Source organism: Priestia sp. P5 (assembly GCF_029522155.1).
GTDB classification, from domain to species: Bacteria; Bacillota; Bacilli; order Bacillales; family Bacillaceae_H; genus Priestia; species Priestia megaterium_E.
The window spans coordinates 2,982,064-2,998,370 of record NZ_JAKWFJ010000001.1 but is presented as its reverse complement, the minus strand read 5'-3'; the positions used below and the strand labels follow the sequence as shown (position 1 = coordinate 2,998,370).

17 protein-coding genes are annotated in these 16,307 nt (G+C 34.5%); 12 read left to right on the top strand and 5 right to left on the bottom strand.

Features of this window, described 5'->3' with window-relative positions:
* Nucleotides 1-19: 19 nt before the first annotated feature.
* Nucleotides 20-337 (top strand): DUF3243 domain-containing protein, encoded by a 318-nt coding sequence (locus MMB69_RS15890; RefSeq protein ID WP_014460657.1) that lies wholly within the window; start codon nucleotides 20-22, stop codon nucleotides 335-337.
* Nucleotides 338-691: 354 nt separating this feature from the next.
* Here the strand turns inward: MMB69_RS15890 and MMB69_RS15885 are convergent, their stop codons facing one another.
* A complete protein-coding gene (locus tag MMB69_RS15885) occupies nucleotides 692-871 on the bottom strand; it encodes an H-type small acid-soluble spore protein (protein WP_221782479.1) in 180 nt (59 codons plus the stop codon).
* 269 nt (nucleotides 872-1,140) lie between these two features.
* Between MMB69_RS15885 and MMB69_RS15880 the strand changes: the two genes are divergently transcribed.
* The 6 genes from MMB69_RS15880 (at nucleotide 1,141) to MMB69_RS15855 (ending at nucleotide 5,984) form a co-directional block, all read left to right on the top strand.
* Nucleotides 1,141-1,836 (top strand): Na-translocating system protein MpsC family protein, encoded by a 696-nt coding sequence (locus tag MMB69_RS15880; RefSeq protein ID WP_014460656.1) that lies wholly within the window; start codon nucleotides 1,141-1,143, stop codon nucleotides 1,834-1,836.
* A 177-nt stretch (nucleotides 1,837-2,013) separates the two neighbouring features.
* Nucleotides 2,014-2,229 (top strand): hypothetical protein, encoded by a 216-nt coding sequence (locus MMB69_RS15875; protein WP_182421102.1) that lies wholly within the window; start codon nucleotides 2,014-2,016, stop codon nucleotides 2,227-2,229.
* Nucleotides 2,230-2,368: 139 nt separating this feature from the next.
* Nucleotides 2,369-3,058 (top strand): Na-translocating system protein MpsC family protein, encoded by a 690-nt coding sequence (locus MMB69_RS15870; protein ID WP_221782481.1) that lies wholly within the window; start codon nucleotides 2,369-2,371, stop codon nucleotides 3,056-3,058.
* A 117-nt stretch (nucleotides 3,059-3,175) separates the two neighbouring features.
* Complete coding sequence (locus MMB69_RS15865; RefSeq protein WP_221782483.1) at nucleotides 3,176-3,607, top strand: ATP-binding protein; 432 nt, start codon at nucleotides 3,176-3,178, stop codon at nucleotides 3,605-3,607.
* Between the two features lie 705 nt (nucleotides 3,608-4,312).
* Nucleotides 4,313-5,575 carry a glycoside hydrolase family 18 protein gene (locus MMB69_RS15860; protein ID WP_221782485.1) on the top strand — a complete coding sequence of 421 codons (1,263 nt, stop codon included), beginning with the start codon at nucleotides 4,313-4,315 and terminating at the stop codon, nucleotides 5,573-5,575.
* A gap of 73 nt (nucleotides 5,576-5,648) precedes the next feature.
* A complete protein-coding gene (locus MMB69_RS15855; RefSeq protein ID WP_116740989.1) occupies nucleotides 5,649-5,984 on the top strand; it encodes a L,D-transpeptidase in 336 nt (111 codons plus the stop codon).
* A gap of 149 nt (nucleotides 5,985-6,133) precedes the next feature.
* Here MMB69_RS15855 and MMB69_RS15850 read toward each other — a convergent pair whose 3' ends face one another.
* The 3 genes from MMB69_RS15850 to lgt form a co-directional block, all read right to left on the bottom strand.
* Nucleotides 6,134-7,093: an aldolase catalytic domain-containing protein gene (locus tag MMB69_RS15850; RefSeq protein ID WP_033578621.1), complete on the bottom strand. Its 960-nt coding sequence runs from the start codon at nucleotides 7,091-7,093 to the stop codon at nucleotides 6,134-6,136.
* A gap of 476 nt (nucleotides 7,094-7,569) precedes the next feature.
* Nucleotides 7,570-8,616 (bottom strand): YeiH family protein, encoded by a 1,047-nt coding sequence (locus MMB69_RS15845; protein WP_277447983.1) that lies wholly within the window; start codon nucleotides 8,614-8,616, stop codon nucleotides 7,570-7,572.
* Between the two features lie 245 nt (nucleotides 8,617-8,861).
* The gene (gene lgt, locus MMB69_RS15840) at nucleotides 8,862-9,677 is read right to left on the bottom strand and encodes a prolipoprotein diacylglyceryl transferase (protein WP_277447981.1); all 816 of its coding nucleotides are present in this window, start codon (nucleotides 9,675-9,677) and stop codon (nucleotides 8,862-8,864) included.
* Between the two features lie 243 nt (nucleotides 9,678-9,920).
* Between lgt and MMB69_RS15835 the strand changes: the two genes are divergently transcribed.
* The 4 genes from MMB69_RS15835 (at nucleotide 9,921) to MMB69_RS15820 (ending at nucleotide 13,642) form a co-directional block, all read left to right on the top strand.
* Nucleotides 9,921-10,502, top strand: coding sequence for a MarR family winged helix-turn-helix transcriptional regulator (locus tag MMB69_RS15835; RefSeq protein ID WP_277447980.1), 582 nt, complete (start codon nucleotides 9,921-9,923; stop codon nucleotides 10,500-10,502).
* A 75-nt stretch (nucleotides 10,503-10,577) separates the two neighbouring features.
* Complete coding sequence (locus MMB69_RS15830) at nucleotides 10,578-11,606, top strand: serine hydrolase domain-containing protein (RefSeq protein WP_277447979.1); 1,029 nt, start codon at nucleotides 10,578-10,580, stop codon at nucleotides 11,604-11,606.
* Nucleotides 11,607-11,835: 229 nt separating this feature from the next.
* Nucleotides 11,836-12,654, top strand: a complete 819-nt coding sequence (locus MMB69_RS15825; RefSeq protein ID WP_221782495.1) for a mechanosensitive ion channel family protein — start codon at nucleotides 11,836-11,838, stop codon at nucleotides 12,652-12,654.
* A 226-nt stretch (nucleotides 12,655-12,880) separates the two neighbouring features.
* Nucleotides 12,881-13,642: a class I SAM-dependent methyltransferase gene (locus MMB69_RS15820; RefSeq protein WP_269870978.1), complete on the top strand. Its 762-nt coding sequence runs from the start codon at nucleotides 12,881-12,883 to the stop codon at nucleotides 13,640-13,642.
* 557 nt (nucleotides 13,643-14,199) lie between these two features.
* Here MMB69_RS15820 and speG read toward each other — a convergent pair.
* A complete protein-coding gene (speG, locus tag MMB69_RS15815; RefSeq protein ID WP_221782498.1) occupies nucleotides 14,200-14,724 on the bottom strand; it encodes a spermidine N1-acetyltransferase in 525 nt (174 codons plus the stop codon).
* A gap of 175 nt (nucleotides 14,725-14,899) precedes the next feature.
* On the opposite strand from speG, the gene MMB69_RS15810 reads away from it, so the two are divergent.
* Nucleotides 14,900-16,222, top strand: a complete 1,323-nt coding sequence (locus MMB69_RS15810; protein ID WP_277447978.1) for a DUF1565 domain-containing protein — start codon at nucleotides 14,900-14,902, stop codon at nucleotides 16,220-16,222.
* Nucleotides 16,223-16,307: the final 85 nt, after the last annotated feature.

The window sequence follows — 16,307 nt, the reverse complement described above, 5'->3', positions numbered from 1 at the left end:
ATTGGAAGGAGAATGAAAAATGAACAATAATACTGAAACCGTTGAAAATAAAGTAGAGGATAAACTAAATGAAATGAGTCAAGAGAAGAAAGACAACATCCTTTCTAGTTTTAACGAATTTAAAAGTTATTTAGGAGATAAAGTCACAAAAGGTGAGAAACTAGGGTTAAATGATAATCAATTAGCTCTAGCAGCTAAAAAAATAGCTGATTATCTCGCAACACATGAGGAGCCACAAAATGAAGAGCAATACTTGTTACATGAGTTATGGAAAGTTGGAAACGAGGAAGAACAACATCATCTTGCTCATATGCTTGTTAAATTAGTTAAAGAATAATCTACATCACTTATAGATTGCTTTTTTTCATTATTTATTAGGGATCCAAGTGTATTCAATCAACGTAGCAAAGAGCCACTTGCGTAAAACAAGTGGCTCTTTATATTCGTTATGTGTTAGGTAATATCGTTGCAGAAGCAAGAATAAGCCGAGATTGAAATATATTATCTGCAACCCCTTCTATTGACAACTTAATAAAAATGTATAACTAAAGAAAAGAAATAAAGATCAGTTATTTTCTTCCCTCTTTTTTCTTATAAATAAAGTTTAGAGAAATATAGTATCAGTTATTGGATTCTATTTGGAGATGGAAGAAAAGAATGTAAAAAAACTACATTCTTCCTTTCCAACTTTTTATTTTTCTTCTAAATCAAGGACTGGAACCATACGGTCTTCATCATGTGTTCCTCTCGCATGAACGGTAGCCATACTTGATGTTTCATCTACACTTTTAATCCAAATAGGAACTCCGTGGTAATGAACATTAATTTCCTTGGGTGAAGAAAGAATTTGTTTGGCTCGATTTATTTCCATATTATCACCTCGTTTTTTAGTATGTCCCTGCGATGCATCAATTAAAAGATAAAGCTATATTTCCCCAACAATAATTTGACTACATGTGACATTCAAAATACGTCCCAAGCAATAGAAAGAAGAGGTTTTGAACGTTTATAATTAGGTTAAACATATTGTAACAATTATTTTTTGTTTATTCTGCATATTTAAATTATTCGTTCGTAATGGTACAATAAAATGATGGAAAGAGGATATGATGCTTCTTTCTTAATAAAGGATGAAGAAATATGGATATTAAGGCTCAGCAAACAAAATTGGCGAATAACTTGGGCAAATTGTTACGAGATAACTTTGGAAAAGGCCCCGAGGCTGTTCATGTTACGATTTATGAACCTTATGTTGTTATTTATGTCAGTGGCTTTGTATCGCCGATGGAACAAGTACTGTTAAACCAGAATGAAGAACTTCAAGTGATGACTACAAGAGAGCTTTTGGTAAAGACTCTTGAACCTCAAATCACTGGGCAAATCAAAGGGATTACAGACCTTGACATCCAGCACTTATATTATGATTGGAATTTAGATCATCACTCCGGAATTTTTGTGGGAGTTTGTCTGGACGATTTGAAAGCCGATTTGACTGAGGGTGACCCTTACCCAGGAAAACAAGCAATTCATGATCGAATTATAAAGATGAGTGAAATTGCACAAAAAGGGCCTGAGAAAATCTCTTCATATAAATTAAGCGATCGTACATTGGTCATCGTAAGAGAAGGAATACTGGTGGCTATTGAAAAGCAGCTAATTTCGTTGGGTTTTGATGACACCTTACGCATCTCTAAACGCCCTTTGGAAAAAGGAATCTTACGACAAAACGATGACTATGATGAGATATTAAATGCAGACATTCTTGATATTTTTGTGGATTGGGATTTTGAAAAGGATAATAGTATTATTACGCTTATCCTAAAACCAAAAAATTAATGAGGCAGTAATGAATTGGACACATTGTGCCAAACATAAGCCGAGGAAGAAAAGCTCATACCTTTTCTTTTTCGGCTTATTTTTGTTGTCTAAAAAGAGGAAGTCCTTTTGTAACGGAATAATTCCCTAAAATAGCATCTGAAAATAGGATGTGCCAACAGAAAGGATTTGATCGGTATGGCTGATAATCATGAGATTGTATTGTTTATAAAAGAGCTTCGTCGATTGTTGCAGGATTACCAAAAGTATGACAATGAATTATACAAAGAAGAAATTAGCAAGGATATAATACTTTTAAGTACCATTATCTATGGAAGTAAAATTGGAATTTCAAATAAAAGAAGAATCTTTAAACACAGAAAATACAAAGGTAAACAGAAACCAATCTATTAAAGATATACTAGTATGCCTCGTTTACACTTTGTAAAAAGTGAATTCTTATTACCGAAAATGATCTTATGATGAAGAAGGAGTTTTCATAAAACATCACGAATAGTATACCTTATGAAACTAGAAACTAGGTGCACCATCTATGGATAAAACGAAACTGGAAAAAGAATTAAGTAGTTATATGGGAAGGTTACTTCGTGAAAACTTTGGAAGAGGTCCTGGAGGTGTATTCACCGTCATTTCTCCTCCTTTTATAACCGTTTATTTTAAAGCCTTTTTATTACCTTTAGAAAAGGCTTTGTTAGACAAGGGACAAGTTATCTATGTTCAAAAAACACGTGATTTGTTAATGGAGACTTTAATTGAAGAGATAAAAGGATATATAAAATTGAATATACATGTAGATATTGAGGAATTTTATTATGATTGGAATTTAGATCTGCAGTCTGGCATGTTTATCATGCTCCATTCTGATAAAGAAAATATAATCAATCATTCCTATAAAAATCAGAAATTGCTGCATAAAGAAGTCGAGGAAGTGACTCGAAAAGCAGAAAAATTCCCTCAAGATGTTTCTTCTTATTTATTAGATGAGAGAACACTCCTCATAATCAGGGAAGGTATTATGGTAAATGTAGAGAAAGAATTAGTGCAATTAGGGTTTGAAGAAAACCTTACATTGGCTAAAAGAAATCTTGAAAAAAGGCTGCTTCATGAACATAGTCAATCATTAGAAGTGATTTTAGATTCGAAGGTAACAGATGTACTAGTCGCGTGGGACTTTCATAAAGATAAAAGTACGATTCTTCTGATTTTAAACCCAACTTCATAACGGCACTGATAAGCTAGGCACTGAACTAGATGTAGGCCAAAAAGAAAGGTCATATAACCTTTCTTTTTGGCCTATTGTTTTTTTACTACTATTAAAATAAAGAAAGTGGTGATAATTATGCTATTTCAATCGGATGAAGGAAAGGAACCTTTAACTGTTGAGATACACACTGAAGTGGATATAGTAGAAGCGCGTCAGAAAGGGCGGATGTTCTCTAACTGCTTAGGCTTCAGCACACTTGATCAAGCCCGAATTATTACGACTATTTCAGAATTGTCCAGAAATATATATAAATATGCCACTACGGGAAAAATTATAATGGAAATAATAGAGAATCAACTTGAAATAGGTCTCAAAATAATAGCCATAGATAAAGGACCAGGCATTAAAAATGTCCAAAAAGCGATGGAGAGTGGCTACACAACATCAGGAGGGTTAGGTGTTGGTTTATCAGGTGTAAAAAAATTAATGGACGAATTCACCATATCATCTCAAGAAAACCATGGTGTTAACATCGAGGTTATAAAATGGAAAAAAAGAAATAAGTAAAAGGAGCACAAGTTAAAATGTAAACGTTTATCTACAACAGTAGGTAAAGATTTGTATAGATTCATCAGTAGTTAGACTGAAAAATAGATTTTTTATTAAGCCCTATTAGGGTCAAAAAATTTTAAAAAGGTTAAGAAAGAACTGACTTCCTCTTTACAAAAGACTCCTTTATTGAATAGGAGATAGCTTCTAAAAATATCATCCCCTGATGATCCTGCTCTAGGATACGGTTAAGATATTTCACATGCTTGAGTTGATACCTTCAGCATGTGCTTCTCCTTTATTAACTCTTAGCAGTAGGACAAAAATTTTTCTCCGCAGTAATCACAAGAGGCTTAGAAACATGAGAAAAAGGTGTAGAAAATTAGGAGCTCCTTCCATTTAATCATTAAATGGAAGGAGCAAACTCTCACGCTAGAGAGCTTGCTCTTTTTATTTCTTAATATAATCCTATCTGACAAAAAAACAGCCTTTTTCAAGTACACCAAAAACATACATTTATGATACATAGATTTTGGTATAATCTCTGGAACATTTCTACCCGTATTAGAGGAGCAATAGAGGGGGGGAGTGTGTAAAGAGGTTCCCCTTCACTTAACTCAGTTATATAAACAAACAATACTCATATACATTTATTGAATGGCTTCTTTAAACTTGTCACGAAATAAAACATAATTCGATAAAGAGTACATAGGAGGAGAAAACATGTTTGTTCATATAGTTCAACCTGGGGATACCCTGTCTTCAATAAGCAGGAGATATGATTATCCCATTGCGCAGCTTAGGAGGGTAAATGGGTTAGAAGAAACAAATATTGTTCCAGGTCAAGCCTTACTTATAGCTTCTTATGTATACACAGTTCAACCTGGGGATACGATGAGGAGTATTGCTAAAAAAGCTTATGTATCCTTAGAACAATTAAAAAGAGCTAATCCTTCAGTCCATTATAATTATTTGCAGGTGGGAATGAAAATAAAAATCCCTAATATATCAGACTATATTGCAGGTACACTGGAGTATTATGCCGTTCGAAATCCAGAATTAGATCGCGATTTAATTACTGATTTTGCAACTTATTCCTCGTCCATTTCTATCTTTGAATATCATTTTGGCAGCAATGGAGATATTATGAATGATTTAAACGATTTAGTAGCGATTGAAACGACTTGGAAAAACCGAGTTACACCGTTAGTTACGATTACTAATCTAACTTCTGAAGGATTTAGTTCTGATCTTGCCCATCAAGTTTTAAATAATCCTCAGGCAAGAAACAATCTTGTCGATAATATTTTTTATTTAGTATCTAGAAAAGGATACGGCGGGGTGAATATTGATTTTGAACGTGTAAAGGCCGAGGATAGAGATCTTTTTACAGGATTTTTACTTCAGCTGGGTGAACGTTTAAAACCTGCAGGATACGTGCTGACCATAGCGGTTCCAGCCAAGACAAGCGAAGATATCCCTTGGTTAAAAGGATATGATTACGGGGGAATAGGTGCCGTTGTTAACTATATGTTCATTATGGCATATGATTGGCATCATGCAGGCAGCGAACCAGGGCCTGTTGCACCTATCACTGAAGTACAAAGAACAATAGAATTTGCGATAAAAAGTGTTCCGCGAAGAAAACTTATCATCGGAGTCCCGTTATATGGATATAACTGGTCAATTCCTTACAAGCCTGGCACAGTAGCATCTGCTATATCCAATCAAAATGCGATTAAAACAGCGATGAGATATCAGTCGCCCATACAATATTCTAAGGAGTATAAATCCCCCTTTTTTCAGTATAGAGATCAAGCGGGGCAGATGCATGAAGTATGGTTTGAAGATGTCAGAAGTATGAGTGAAAAAATGGTGTTAGTTCGTCAATTCGGCTTGCAAGCAATAGGAGCTTGGCAATTAACGCTTGGGTTTACGCCGGGACCTTGGCTTTTAAAGAAATTTTTTACTATTAGAACGGTATAAATAGTATTAGTTATTATGGATTAATCTAGAAAATTTCATGTATAGTAACTTATAAGAAGTTGGAGGTACTGCCATGGCAAAAAGGATAGATGTCTCAATAAAGCAGCATAAATTAAAACTATATGATGGAGCTAAATTGGTAAAGACATATCCTATTGCTGTAGGGAAAATGATTACTCCAACTCCAACTGGAAAATTTAAAATTATTAATAAAGATACTACTCCTCCAGCTGTATTTGGCCCCTTATGGATGGGACTGTCAAAACCTACATATGGAATACACGGGACTAATGATCCAGCTTCTATTGGCAGAGATATGTCACATGGATGTGTCAGAATGGACAATGAAGATATTCTAGAACTTTCCTCTGCAGTTCCCATTGGAACCCCGGTTTATATACATAAATAATAGTTTAAGAAGAGCACGACTGTTTACATTTAGCTAATTGTCGAGAGTGAGGGTATCAAAGTTTAAGTAGATGCTATACAATCATGGGGTTTTTTTATGTAATAACAAAAAAGTACCCCGATTAACAGAGGTACTTTTAGCATTTAAACTTATTTTGATGCTGGAGACGTAGTAACTTCTGGAGACGTTACTTTGTCATAAAAATCTACGAATTTGTCACGATCTTCGCTATCACGGTAAGCCATAGCAACACGTGGATGTTCATTCAGCACACCAGAAATCATGTAAGGAATGATATAGCCCCATTCCCACTTTTGACGCATTTCAAGCATATGCTTTTCAATTACGCCAAGAATCGGCTTCATCTCATAGCTTGGTTTTGGTATGTAGCTAACAAGCAACTCTGTGTTACAGTTACCAGCTGCACGGCCCATACCATAAACAGATGAATCAAGGAATGTAACTCCATTACGCATCGCAGTTAATGTATTAGCAAAAGCTAGCTGCATATTGTTATGGGTATGGATCCCAAGCTGTTTGCTAGGAATCATTGCTTGGAACTTTTTCACTTGATGCTCAATATCCGCAGGGTCTAGGCTTCCAAAGGAGTCAACAATATATACAACATCTACGGGGCTTTTCTTTACCATTTCAAATGCTTCAATAAGCTGATTTTCCGGTACGCTAGATAGTGCCATAATGTTAAGTGAAGTCTCATAGCCTAAATCGTGAAACATTTTTATAAGCTCTAAACCTTTATCTACTTCGCGAATATAGCATGCCACTCGAATCATATCTAACATACTTTGTTCACGCGGCAGAATGTCATTTGGATCTACACGCCCAATATCTACTAAGGCAGATAGCTTCGTGAACTTTTTCTCAGGAATAATTTCTTTGAGAAAGTTGTCGTCAAGAAATCTCCATGGATTGGGCTCAGTTGCTTGAAGAAGCTTAGGTGAATTTTTATAACCGATCTCCATGTATTCAACGCCGGCTGCGCTTAGGCCGTTATATAAGTCTTGCACAAATTCAACGCTAAAATCCCAATTATTAATTAAACCTCCGTCACGAATGGTACAGTCTATAATTTTGCTATTATGTCCCATGGTAGTTGTTTCCTCCTATGTATTCTATTTATATAAATATTGTTTTAAACTTTATCGCTTTTATGCTTTTAAGTGCTAAACTCTCCTATTGTGTTTATACCATGACTGATTCAGAGGCGTCAATGTATTTTCTAAATGTTTCTCTGCTTTACTGTATTTCATTGTAGGAGATGCTTCGGCTTTTTATCCGCTTGATGCTCTTAAAACAACACCAAGTTCAGCACTACAACCCCTAGTATATACAAACACAACCTTTATTACATCACTACTTACTGCAATAAAGGTTGTTTTTTAATTGAAACCGTTTATTAAGGAGAGAACTGCCATTAGTATCTAGGTTATAGGTTTAGATTTCTCTATAATTAATCCATAAATTTGGGAAGAGATTTAAAACCTGAGAAATAAGAGACTTTTTTCACATTAACAGTTGTATAGGAAATATTAGCTGTTACTTAATCATTTTAATTTACTTGTCTTTACATCGTCCAAAACGTAAGAAATGATAAGAGTATAGAGGTAATAAACATCGCAATCAACGGCTTCAATGCTTTTGTTCGAAGAGCCTTCATGCTTACATTTAAACCTAACCCGACCATAGCCATTGTTAAAAGAAAGGTAGTTAGAATTGAAATATTATTCATGATCGTTTTAGGTACTATAAGGTGCTTACCAACGACATAACTCCCAAAAATACTCATGATGATAAAACCTATTAAAAACCAAGGGAATTCAATCTTCGTATCCTTTTCCATTTTTCCTGTTCGCTTCATCCAGTACATTAAGATAAAGCTTAATGGCACAAGTAAGAGCACTCTGCCTAACTTAGCCAACAGGCCAATAGCTAGGGCGTCGCGTCCAGCCGGTGCTGCCGCTAGAGCTACATGGGCAATTTCATGAAGGCCTACGCCTGACCAAATTCCATATTGAATATTCGTTAAATGTATATAAGGTCTTAAAATGGTATATCCAATCGCAAATAGGGTTCCCACTAAAGCAATAACACCAGCTCCGATAGCTGTATCTTCTTCTTTTGCTTTTATAATCGGAGAAACAGCTGCGATAGCTGCAGCACCGCATATTCCTGTTCCTATCCCTAAAAGAAGGGATAAACCGCTATCAGCCTTCATCCATTTGGCTAGAAAAACCGTTAAAACAATCGCAAATAAAGCCGTTCCCACATCGCGAAGCAACAATCCTAACCCATGATGAATAACAACATCAATATTAAGCTTCAGTCCATATAAAACAATCGCATAGCGTAACAGCTTTTTAGAAGAAAATTCAATTCCAGATCTTATTTTTTCAGGGTACCCCCAAATTTGACGATAAATGACTGCCATTATAATTGAACAGGCTAGTGGACCGATATGATTAAACCCCGGGACTTTCGCTAAGCCATAAGCAAGTAAAGCAAAAAGAAAAGTAAAAGCAACTCCTCTAGCCGATACAGAACCAGTAGGTGACGTCCAGATATTTGTTCGTGAGAATAGATTTTGCTTTTGAGCTCTATTTATATTTATCATGCATTTCATCCCCAATATAGATTCTTATCAAGTAAAGCGTCACATAAGAAATATGTACTTTAACTATAAAAGACAGTTTATTATTAGTAAAATATAGATAAATCATGATTATGATTAAAAATATTAATAAACTAAACAAAAAAAGAGCAAGTTGATCTTCAGAGTTACTGAAAATCAACTTGCTCCTTTTGTACGTTTTTATCCTTTAATTCTTTAAAAAATAATCCATACAAAAATATATGTGCTTATGAGAGAGAGACAGCCTTACTAGTTGCTAAGCCTTTTTTGCGTCTATACCATAGCAGGATCAAACTGCCTAGCACGCAAAGGAAAGAAACTAGCTGAGCTATTCTGATATGAGAAGTTAGCATTAAGCTATCCGTACGTAATCCCTCTACAAAAAATCGTCCTATCGAATACCATAGCAGGTAAGTAAGAAAGACTTCTCCTCTTTTTAACAAGGATTTTCTTAGTACGATCAGGACAAGAACACCTATTATGTTCCAAAGTGATTCATAGAGGAATGTAGGATGATAATAAGTTCCATTGATATACATTTGATTAACAATAAAATCTGGTAAATGTAAAGTTTCTAAAAAATGACGTGTAACAGGTCCGCCATGTGCTTCTTGATTCATAAAGTTTCCCCACCGGCCAATAGCTTGGCCTAATAATAAGCTAGGAGCTAAAACATCAGCCATTTTCCAAAAAGAAAGATTCTTTTTTCTGCAAAACCATATAGCTGTTAATACAGATCCAATAATTCCACCGTGAATAGCTATGCCTCCATGCCAAATTGCTATAATTTCGCCTGGGTGGTCTTTATAATAACTCCATTCAAAAAGTACGTAGTAAATTCGAGCAGTAACGATAGCAATTGGTAGTGCTAGCAGAAGTAAATCAGAGATGGTTTCGGAAGAGATACCTCGTTTCTTTCCTTCTTTCGAGGCTAACAAAAAGCCTAAGAAAGCTCCTATTCCTATGATAATTCCATACCAATGGACTTCAAGTGGACCAAGGTGGAAGGCGATAGGGTTTAAAGGTTGTGTATGCTGGTTCATGTTTTTTCTCCTTTACTTCATATCGGTTTTCTTACATTTTTTTAGAGTAGTATTAAATTAGAGTGCTTTTTTAGTATATCTAATTAGATAAAGAAAGGACAACTTTTGCTTACGAACGGCCACTATTTCTTTGCCTACTTTAGTGTAACAGAATAGTCAAAATTAAAATAAACAGTATATTGACTTAATTACCAAAATATACTATCATTTTAGACAATATATTGTCTAAAATGGAGAGTGGATATGGATATTTATAGAGAGCTTTTTTTAATGCAGCAAACTTACGCTACTTTATTTTCTCTGGCAAATAAAATCCAAGTAAAGGGTGATAAATCTCTTGAACTTTTAACTTCAAGACAGCATATGGCGATGGTGGCAATTGCTCATTTACCTGAAGATGAAACAACGTTAAATAATATTGCTAGAAAATTAGGAACTACAAAACAAAGCGTCAAACAGTTAATTACCATTATGGAAAAGAAAGGTTATGTTGACGTAATTCCTAGCAGTAAAGACAAGCGTGCAGTTAACGTAAAAATTACAAAAGCGGGAAAAGAGGCACTGCTTGTTGTTTCAGAAAAAGGAATTTTCTTTTTGGAAGACCTTTTTAAAAAATTTTCAACCGAAGAGTTGGAAATAATGTGGAAGCTTTTAAAGAAACTTTATAGCTTTGATGGGGAAGAACATGACGGATTTGAAGAAGAAGGCAACATCAAAATGGATGGTGATCACAATGAATTACAGTTGAGAGTAATAAGGGAGCTTGAAAGTCGAAGGTTTCAAGCAATTGACAATATGAGAAAGAATAAAAAAAAAACTCGATAGGCTAATCTAACTTAAAGCATATCGATCAATCCTTTTAACAATTTTTTAAATAAAGGATAAGGGAGAGCACTCATTATGTTCGAAATCAGCGATGAAACATTACGGTTAATTAATAAAACCTGTAAAGGAAAAAAATACTTGAAACTAACCGTTGGCTACTTAACGGACAATCAGTCTATTATAAAAGTCTATAACGAAAGCGGTGAAATTGACTCATCAAAAAAATATCATTATGAAATTGGTTCTATTACCAAGACTTTCACTGTATCGCTGCTATCAAAATACATATCTGAAAACAAGTTGACACTAAACGATTCTATACAAAAATACATAAGAGAACTTAAAGAAGACACGTATTATCCTACATTGCTCCGCCTCGCTACTCACTCTTCTGGATATTCAGGAAGCTTACCTTTAAATAAACGGGAATATTTTAAAATAATTTTAGGTTTGATTTTTGGCGGAAGTGATTTTAACAAAAATAATCCGCTGCATATGGATTTTAACAAAATGAAAATGCTAATTGAAAGAACTAAATTGAAAGAAGTAGATTATTCGTGGAAATATTCTAATTTCGGTATTTCACTTATTGGGTATGTGTTAGGAACTATCTCAGGCAAAGGATATTGGGATACTATGAATGACTTTTTTCATAATGAGCTTGGACTAAAGGAGACTTGTTTAGGCAGCTCAAATAATAATTTACAGGGTTATGACCGCAAAAATAATGATTGCGGCAACTGGCAGTGGGACAAAGAAAACTTTATATCACCTGCGGGTGCAGTATCCTCAACCGCTGACGATTTACTTAAATACGCAAAAATAAATATGGACGAAGATAAACCATATCTGTCTTTTTGTCATAAAAAACACGGTAATGGAACAAAGAAGTTTGATATGGGTCTTGGATGGTTGCTTTTAAAGAAAAACAATAACGTGATGTTGCACGGCGGTGGAACAGGATGCTTCAGCTCATTTTTAGGAATTGATAAGGAAAAGAAAGTTGCGTCCGTCGTTTTAGCTAATTATAAACTAGAGAGAAATAATGATGAACATATAGGAATGTCTTTATTAGGAAGCCTGCAAAAGTCAAAAGATATATAAGAATAGTCTACAAAAAAATGAAGAAAATTAGTCTATTACAGTTCACCTTAACCCTTTAATTTCAATTAATTGAGAGATTATCACCAATATACCGACTTTCAAGAAGCTTAGATACCACTTCTTTTTTTGATAAAACCGTGCTATTATCATTAAGGTTTGTAAGGAACAGAAGATTTTTGTCTTTCCATACATTCTTTTGGTATAGTGTTAGAAATAAGGAGTGGGTAAGTTGGTTTTTACTGAATTTTTCCAGCAGTTTCCCGTAAAGGTTTTAACGGTAGGGCTGCTGATTGTACTTATCGTTTATTTTATTCGCAAATTCATTAAGCTTTTCTTTGATAAAACGAGCTTTTTAGATGAAAAACGAGAAGAGACGCTCATGCACTTTTCTAATCAAGTCACAAGAGTATTGGGGCTGGCTTTTTTCTTTATTTATGTGCTTAGCCATTTCTTTGACTTCGGAAAGATTCTCACTAGTTCGGTAGTGTTGGCCAGTGCCCTGGCAATAATCCTCCAGCATATCATCCGTGATTATATAATGGGACTGACTTACTTGTTTGAACGCCAGATCCACCATGGAGATTATGTTATTCTCAACGGAAACCGTCAAGGGAAAATAGAAGAAATTACTATGCGCTACTTAAAGATTCGCCAGTATGACGGCTACCTCTATACCGTCTCATATAGCAACATTACAGAACTTCAGAACGGAACCCGAGGAAGACGCCGGGTAAATGAAAGTCTTATTCTCAACTATAGACAAAACCCGGACGATGCTTTCAAAGTAATGGAGCAGGTAGCACAAACATGTAACGAGAAATATGGCCAATATTTGCTGAAAGATGTGAATGGAATTCCTATAGAAAGTTTTCAATTCAATCAAATTACTGAACTGAACGTAGGTTTTAAAGGTCACCAATATTCATTATCAGGCCTTGTGAAGGAAGCTGATTTTGTAGAAGCGGGTCAAAAGGTGCGATATGAACTCGCAATGGCTGCCTACAAAAATGACCTTATGATGGCTGAAAGCTTTGAGACAAGCCATTAAAAATAAAACTCATACCCTGTTTATATACAAGCTTTTATATTTAAGGCACAAACACCCTTTTAATTTTTAAAAAGGGTGTTTTTTATTTTAAAGAATATCTATTAAGTGCTTCTCCAGTACAGATTAATTATCTGAAACAGAAAAAATTATTTAGTATATCTAAATTATTCTTCTAGCAACATGGTAAAATTAAACAAAACACTCAAAAGGTAAAGGGGAATTAACTATGGCGCAAAAATCTAATTATACAAAAATCAACTCCGAAATGTGGGATGAATGGGCTTCAGCTGGAGGAGAATGGTCATTAGCTATTAATCATCAAGATTTTGTAGATGCAACTCAAGGTAATTTTGATATCTACTTAACACCTTGTAAGCCTGTTCCGCATAACTGGTTTATTCCATTTAAAAAAGCAAAAATATTGGGGCTTGCTAGCGGAGGAGGACAGCAATGCCCAGTCTTTGCAGCACAACATGCAGAAGTTACAGTGTTTGACTACTCTGATAAGCAATTAGAATTAGAAAAAATGGTGTCCACTAGAGAAGGCTATTCTATTGAATTAGTTAAAGGGGATATGAGCAAGATATTTCCTTTTGAAGATGAGACGTTCGATATGATTTTTAACCCTGTATCAAACTGCTATATTCAAGATGTTGAACACGTTTGGCAAGAATGTTTTAGAGTTCTAAAAAAAGGTGGCGTTCTGCTATCTGGCTTTGCAAATCCTGCTCTTTATTTATTTGGAGAAGATGAAAAAGCATTACAAGTAGTTAATAAATTACCTTATGATGGAACTAAAAACACCGTAGAAAATGATGAAGAACTTATAAAAAATGGGGGTGTGCAGTTTAGCCATTCATTAGAAACTCAAATTGGCGGACAACTAAAAGCTGGATTCACCTTACAAGACCTTTATGAAGATCATCATCACAAGGGAAAAATCACTGAATATATGCCTTGTTATATTGCAACTAAATCCATTAAATAATAGTTCGTTATCATGTTGAATGAGCTATCTCAACTTTTTCAATCGAATAAATTAGAAAATACATTTCAATCGAGTCAACGTAGATCTCAACTTTAGAATCCATCAAGATTAAGAGGGAAGAGGTTGTAACTAAAATAGAAAATGGTGTTATTAAACCTAATGTATCTGATAGTCCATCACTTATTCAATTACCTAAAGAGTATACTCAATTGTCTAAAGGCGGGGGCGACATCGCACTAGAAACAAAAGGAAAGGCTAAATTAATTCTTTTCTTTACATATCGTGGGATGCTAGACAATTTTTCCAGATTTGTATATAACCCAAACGATCATAAACCTTCAAAAAGCGATTTTAACGGGGATTTTAAACAAATAAAAAAAGTACGTAAAAACTGGTATTATGTATCTTCTTATTAAAAATAGGGGCTTTAAATTATAATTCAAAGTCCTTATTTTTTAAGGCTGCCGACAGCTCTAATTATGATAACTAAGATTGTATATCTTATCTACTATTAAAAAGCACCTACTATTTTGATGGCAGGTGCTTCTTGTTACTTATTACTTTTTATTTTTTGTTTGTAAATATTCTTTTTGAAACATACACATTCTTATAGCGTTATGATAGCTTCCATCAACAAAAAATTCATCTTTTAACTCGCCTTCAATAGAAAAACCAACCTTCTTATAGATATGAATAGCTTTTTCATTTTCCTTGTCTACAATTAAGTAAAGTTTATGCATATTTAATACCGAAAAGGCATAATTCATTGCTAGGTTTGTGGCAACCATGGCGTAACCATGACCTTGATATGTAGGGTCAATGATAATTTGAAACTCTGCTCTACGATGAATATAATCAATTTCGACTAATTCCACTAATCCAAGCATATCCCCGTCCTTTTCAAGTATGAAACGACGCTCACCTTGATCGTGAATATGTTTATCATATAAATCCTGTAGCTCTACAAAAGCTTCATAAGGCTCTTCAAACCAATAAGACATAATGTTTGCATCATTATTGAGTTCATGGACAAATTTTAAATCTTCTCTTTCCAAAGGACGTAACTTAAGTTCCTTATTCATTTCTAAAACCTCCACATTCTAGCATTACTTTAGCATTTTCTGTTTTAAATGTAAAAATTGCTGTAGTTTTAAAAAATAACAAGACATAGTGCGATGTTTTACATGCTTATCTAAAGAGCCATAGTATAATTTAAAAATCTTGCAAGTGAAATTCATTAACTTTAAGGAGGATCTTATGAAAAAAGCAGTTGGTATTCTTCTTATTTTACTATGCTGTATAAACCAAAGGGTTGAGGCAGCTATTCAGCCTTCAGCAGCTCCTATAATACATTATGAAATTTATGTTTCTCCTACAGGGGATGACAAAAACCTGGGTACTAAAAGCAAACCTTTTAGAACATTAAGAAAGGCAAGTAAAGTAGCTCAGCCCGGAACTACGGTTTACATCAGAGGCGGTATCTATTATGAACAATTAATTATTAGCCGTTCAGGTACTAAACAAGAGCCTATTATTTTCAGGAACTATAAAAGTGAAAAGCCCCTTATTAGTGGAGAAAAAATAAAAAGCCGTTCTACAGATGGAGGGCTAGTTAGCATAAAAAATAAGAGCTACATAACAATTCAAGGTTTGAATATAGGTCATTTTTCTACTTCAACGGAACAAAATACACCATGTGGTATTTTAGTAGAGGGAAGTGGAAAGAACCTTCGAATCATTAATAACCATATTTTCGATATTAAGACTGCACATAAAAATGGAAACGCTCATGGAATAGCTTTTTATGGATCTAAAGCGCCGCGTTCATTACAAAACATTGAGATATCGGAAAACCTACTTGAAAACCTAACCTTAGGTTTTAGTGAAGCGCTGACTCTAAATGGGAATGTTAAAGATTTTATCGTCAATGCCAATACAATTCGAAACGTTGATAATATTGGGATTGACGTAATTGGCTTTGAAAAAGTAGCTCCTATTGAGAAATATGACCGAGCCCGTGAAGGACTCATTAGTGAAAACCATATTTACAACGTCAGCAGTTATTCAAACCCTGCTTACAAACATGAATACTCCGCTGGTGGAATCTACGTAGACGGAGGAAAAGATGTTATTATTGAGCATAACGTTTCAAGTCATAACGATCTAGGAGTAGAAATCGCAAGTGAACACTATGGTAAACAAACTAGCAATGTTCAAGTCATACGGAATATGATTTATAAGAATCGTTTTACAGGAATTTCAATTGGAGGCTATGATAAAAAACGTGGAGGGACGATAAATACTCTTATTGAACATAATATTTTATATGGAAATGATACGATGAACATGGATGGTGGCCAATTACTGATGCAATATCATGCAACTCATAACACTATCAACAATAATGTTATGGTTTCAGTAAAATCTAATTTGCTTCTGGCCAATCTTCATTACTCAAATAAATATAATCAACTTAATCATAATGTGTACCTAAATAAAAGTAGAGATAAAGCGAATCGATGGATATGGAAGGGGAAAGAAATAGAAAGTTCTACTATCATATCACCTAGGCTTTTTTAATAAGAATTTCTTTTTAGAAGATATTCTTTATTTAGTTGCTCGCTGGGATTCTGTTTGAGGCCGGAAAATTATTCACTTCACTATC

Coding starts and splice junctions, on each gene's coding strand:
- MMB69_RS15890 (WP_014460657.1), top strand. CDS start 20: ATGAACAATAATACTGAAACCGTTGAAAATAAAGTAGAGGATAAACTA.
- MMB69_RS15885 (WP_221782479.1), bottom strand. CDS start 871: ATGGAAATAAATCGAGCCAAACAAATTCTTTCTTCACCCAAGGAAATT.
- MMB69_RS15880 (WP_014460656.1), top strand. CDS start 1,141: ATGGATATTAAGGCTCAGCAAACAAAATTGGCGAATAACTTGGGCAAA.
- MMB69_RS15875 (WP_182421102.1), top strand. CDS start 2,014: ATGGCTGATAATCATGAGATTGTATTGTTTATAAAAGAGCTTCGTCGA.
- MMB69_RS15870 (WP_221782481.1), top strand. CDS start 2,369: ATGGATAAAACGAAACTGGAAAAAGAATTAAGTAGTTATATGGGAAGG.
- MMB69_RS15865 (WP_221782483.1), top strand. CDS start 3,176: ATGCTATTTCAATCGGATGAAGGAAAGGAACCTTTAACTGTTGAGATA.
- MMB69_RS15860 (WP_221782485.1), top strand. CDS start 4,313: ATGTTTGTTCATATAGTTCAACCTGGGGATACCCTGTCTTCAATAAGC.
- MMB69_RS15855 (WP_116740989.1), top strand. CDS start 5,649: ATGGCAAAAAGGATAGATGTCTCAATAAAGCAGCATAAATTAAAACTA.
- MMB69_RS15850 (WP_033578621.1), bottom strand. CDS start 7,093: ATGGGACATAATAGCAAAATTATAGACTGTACCATTCGTGACGGAGGT.
- MMB69_RS15845 (WP_277447983.1), bottom strand. CDS start 8,616: ATGATAAATATAAATAGAGCTCAAAAGCAAAATCTATTCTCACGAACA.
- lgt (WP_277447981.1), bottom strand. CDS start 9,677: ATGAACCAGCATACACAACCTTTAAACCCTATCGCCTTCCACCTTGGT.
- MMB69_RS15835 (WP_277447980.1), top strand. CDS start 9,921: ATGGATATTTATAGAGAGCTTTTTTTAATGCAGCAAACTTACGCTACT.
- MMB69_RS15830 (WP_277447979.1), top strand. CDS start 10,578: ATGTTCGAAATCAGCGATGAAACATTACGGTTAATTAATAAAACCTGT.
- MMB69_RS15820 (WP_269870978.1), top strand. CDS start 12,881: ATGGCGCAAAAATCTAATTATACAAAAATCAACTCCGAAATGTGGGAT.
- speG (WP_221782498.1), bottom strand. CDS start 14,724: ATGAATAAGGAACTTAAGTTACGTCCTTTGGAAAGAGAAGATTTAAAA.
- MMB69_RS15810 (WP_277447978.1), top strand. CDS start 14,900: ATGAAAAAAGCAGTTGGTATTCTTCTTATTTTACTATGCTGTATAAAC.